Annotated in this window: 1 protein-coding gene; it reads left to right on the top strand. The window is 72.9% G+C overall.

The annotated features are described in order from the left end of the window. A partial coding sequence (locus VFO68_RS33725; RefSeq protein ID WP_325162495.1) for a LamG-like jellyroll fold domain-containing protein occupies window positions 1-4,799 on the top strand: 4,799 nt, incomplete at both ends.

Here is a 4,799-nt window from a genome sequence, read left to right on the forward strand (position 1 = left end):
CTCCGTGGTCGATCCCGACGGCCGGATCCAGACGTACGCCTACGACGGCGGCGGGAAACTGGCCACCATCACCGATGTGGCCAGCGGCCGGAAGCTGCACCTGACCTGGACCGGCGGGCACGTCACCCGGGTGGCCACCGACCCACCCGTGACCGGCGCGACGGCCCCGGCGTGGACGTACGGCTACGACGGGGACCGGCTCACGCAGGTGTGTACGCCGCTGTCGGCCCAGTCGTGCACCGGCTACGCCTACACCGGCTCGTCGCACTACCGGTCGGTGGTGACCGACGACAACCCGGCCGGGTACTGGCCGCTGGGCGAGCCGACCGACACGGCCGATGCGGTCAACGTGGTGGCCACCAAGGCCGGTGAGCGTCAGGGGTCGTACGAAGGGGTGACCTCGGGGGTGCCGGGGGCGCTGGCCGGCTCGCCGGACACCGCGGCGGATTTCGGGGCGTCACCCACGAGCGCGGTCACGCTGCCGAAGAACCTGGCCGACACGTCGATCGGGCTGGCCGTGGAGCTGTGGTTCAAGGCCGCCGCCGGGGAGAACGGCGTGCTGTTCGGCATGCAGAACGACGACCTGACCAGCCTGGCCAGCGCCACACAGTGGACCCCGGTGCTGTACGTGGGCACCGACGGGCGGCTGCACGGGCGGACGTGGACCGAACCGGCCTCGACCCAGATGCTGTCCCCGGGCCGGGTCGACGACGGTGCGTGGCACCATGTCGTGCTCTCCGGCGCGGGCGACGCCCAGCAGCTCTATCTCGACGGCGGGTCGGTCGGCACGCCCATCACCGGCCGGCTGATCGACCACCGGGACATGGTGTACGCGCAGTTCGGCAACGGCCGCGGCTCGGCCGGCTGGCCGGCCACCGTCGTCGGCGCGTTCCCGTTCACCGGGCACATCGACGAGGCCGCCTACTACCGGCACCCGCTGGGTCCGACGCAGGTCGCCGCGCACTGGGCCGCCCGCAACCCCACCGTGCGGCTCACCACCGTCACCGAACCGCTCGACACCGCCGGCCAGGGCACCGCCCTGCAACTGGGCTACGACGGCCCGTCCGGCCGGGTGGCCACCATCACCGACCGCCACGGCGCCTCCTGGGACCTGGGCGCGCCGACACCGGACGACGGCGACCGGGTCGTCGTGCTCGCCCCGGACAACGCCGAGCCGGTCACGTACCGGCACGACACGACGCACGGCGGCCGCCTGAAGTCCCGCACCGACACGTTCGGCGAGCAGGCGTGGACATACAACGCCCGCGGATTCGTGTCCAAACACACCGACGCCAACGGCAACGCCGTCAGCTACGACACCGACAAGCGCGGCAACGTGCTCGGCCAGACCACCTGCCGCACGGCGTCGCAGTGCCTGACCAGTTACTCCGGCTACTACCTCAACGCCGCCGACCCGCTGGACCCGCGCAACGACGTGCGGATCTGGGCGGCCGACGCCCGTTCGGCATCGGCGACCGACACCACCTACCGCACGACGTACACCATCGACACCACCGGGCGGGTCACCGCCGTCACGTATGTGCCGCCGTCCGGGCAGGCCACCGCGCCGACGGAGACATTCGCCTACTCCACCGGCACCGAGGCCGCCGAACCCGCCGGCACCGGCCCCGTCCCGCCCGGGCTGCTGCTGTCGACCACCGGCCGCAACGGCAAGACCAGCCACCACTACTACAACACCGCCGGGGACCTGGTGCGCACCGTCGACCCGGTCGGGCTGACCGTCCGCAACGCCCACGACGCGCTGGGCCGGGCCACGTCCACCACGACCGGCACCGCGGCGGACGACGACGCGTACGGCACGACCAGCTACGCGTACAACGCCGCGTCGTTGCCGACCTCGGTGACGGCACCGTCGATCACCAACCCGGTCAGCGGGCAGGCCCACCGCGCTACGACCGTCCACGAGTACAACGCCGCGGGACAGCCGACCCGCACCACCGTCCACGACACCGGCGGCGCGGGCGCCGGCGCCGACACGATGCGCGTCTGGACGCGCACCTACGACGCGCTGGGCCGGCTGGACACGATCCGGACCCCGGACATGTTCACCACGGACCTGGACTGGGACTCCCGCGGTGACCTGGTCGCCCGCCGGCTGCCCCACGGCATGCTGCTGCAGCACGCCTACGACGAGGGGCACCGGCTGATCGAGACGGTCGCCACCGGCGTGGACGTGGATCCGATGAACCCCAACGCCGGCAGCCTGGTCATGGAGTCGCGCGCGTACGACCCGGCCGGCCGGCTCGCCTCCGTCGTGGACGCGATGGGCCGGGAGACCGGCTACACGTACTACGGCGACAACCTGCCCGCCGGCACCGCCCGGCTGCGACGCAACGCCGACGGCGACGTCACCAGCCAGACCATGCTCACCGAACTGGACTACAACGCCGCCGGGCAGGTCAACCGCCGCACCACCGCCGGCGGCGTCACGGCCACTTTCGTGTACGACAAGGCCGGCCACGTCAAGGAGGAACACCTCGACCCGGCCGGCCTGGACCGGGCCACCGTCTACACCCGCAACCTCGACGGGTCAGTGGCCACCGCGACCCGCACCGGCGCCGCCTCACCGGGCCGGTCCGAGGCCACCGGCTACACGTACGACGACGCCGGCCGCGTCCTCACCGAGACCGTCGCCAACACCGGCGGCGCCCCGGCCGCCCTGACCACCACGTACCAGCGCGACTCCCGCGGCCTGGTTACGCAGGTCACCGACCCGGCCGGCACCGAGACCCGCTTCACCCACGACATCGCCGGCAACCCGTCCACCGCCACCGGCGAGGCCCGCACGGTCTGGACCGGCGGCACCAGCAGTTCGGCGGAGCCGGTCGCCACGGTCGGGTACAACACGTTCGGTGAGGCCACCCACCAGCGTGACCCCAACGGTTTCGTCACCACCACCACCATGGACGCAGGCGGGCGGCCCACCGCGATCACCCTGCCCACCTACACCCCGCCCGGCGGCGTGGCCATCATCGCCACCCAACGCCTGTCGTACAACACCCAGGGGCTGGTGGAGCGCGTCACCGACCCGCTGGGCCGGGTCACCAGCCACGCCTACGACGGGCACGGCAACCTCGTGTCCCGTACCCTGCCCGACCCCGACGGCGACGGCCCCAAGCCTGCCCCGGTGTGGCGGTACGGCTACGACCGGGTCGGCGCGCCACTGTCGACGACCGACCCGACCGGCGGGGCGACCTCGGCCACCTACAACGACCTCGGCCACCAGGTGACCGCCACCGTCACCGACCGCGCCAACGGCACCACCGCCTACCTGACGACCACGCTGGGCCGCGACGACGCCGGCAACCTCACCACGGTCACCACCCCGCTCGGGCACGCCACCACGGCCTCGTACAACAAGGCCGGCGAGCCGCTGCGCGTCACCGACCCCACCGACCGGTTCACCCAGACCGGCTACGACCTGGCCGGCCGGCCCGCCACCACCGTCAAGGGCAAGGGCAGCAGCTACGTCGACCCGGTCACCACGTACACCTACGACCTGGCCGGCCGCCGCACCGCCGTCGCCGACTGCACCGCCACGACGACCGGCGGTTGCGGCACCGTCCTGCGCACCGCCACCACCGCCTACGACGGCGCCGGCCGGCCCACCACCGCCACCACCCCCGAGGGCCGGCTCACCCAGTACGGCTACGACCCCGCCGGGCAGCTCACCTCCATCACCCAGCGCCGCAACCCCACCGACCCGGCCACCGCCGTAACCGTCCAGTTGGGCTACGACCCCGCCGGGCGGCGCACCCGCATGGTCGACGGCAACACCAACCCCACCACCTACACCTACACCCCGTGGGGACAGACCGCCTCGGTCATCGAACCCGCCACCACCACCCATCCCGACCCGGCCGACCGCACCTGGACCACCGGCTACGACGCCGCCGGCCAACCCGTGGCCTACCTGCTGCCCGGCGGCGTCACCCGCACCCTGACCTACGACCGGCTCGGCAACCTCACCGGCGAAACCGGCACCGGAACCGGCGCGACGGCGGCCCGCCAGTTGGACTACGACGCGCTGGGCAGGACCACCTCCGTCGGCGGGCCTGGCGGCGCCACCACCTACGCGTGGAACGACCGCGGACAACTGCTGTCGACCACCGGCGCGGCCGGAGCCGCCGCCTACACCTACGACAGCGACGGCAACCTCACCACCCGCACCGACCCGGCAGGCACCGCCACCTTCACCTACAACGCCGCCGGCATGCCCGCCACCGTCGCCGACCCGCTCACCGGCGTCACCGCCAGCTACACCTACAAGAACAGCGGCCAGGTCGGCCAGATCACCTACGGCACCGGCGGACCCACCCGCACCTACACCTACGACAACCTCGCCCGCCCCGCCACCGACGTCCTGAAGAAACCCAACGGCACCACCACCGCCTCGGTCACCTACGGCTACGACCGCGACGACCAGCTCACGACCCGCACCACCGCCGGCATCGCCGGCGCCGGCACCCACACCTACGCCTACGACGGCCTGAACCGGCTCACCGCCTGGACCAAACCCGGCAACATCCAGACCACGTACGGCTACGACGGCGCGTCCAACCGCACCACCGTCACCGACCCCACCGGCACCCGCACCACCACCTACGACGCCCGCAACCGCGCGTCGGCCGCCAACGGCGCGGGACAGGCAGCCGAAACGTGGACCTGGACCCCCCGCGGCACCCTCGCCGGCCGGACACTCGGCACCGCCACCGACAGCTACACCTTCGACGCGTTCGAACGGCTCACCACCGCCAGCAAACCCGGCTCCACCGTCA

It is taken from the genome of Actinophytocola sp., from assembly GCF_035712165.1.
Lineage (GTDB): Bacteria > Actinomycetota > Actinomycetes > Mycobacteriales > Pseudonocardiaceae > DASYTH01.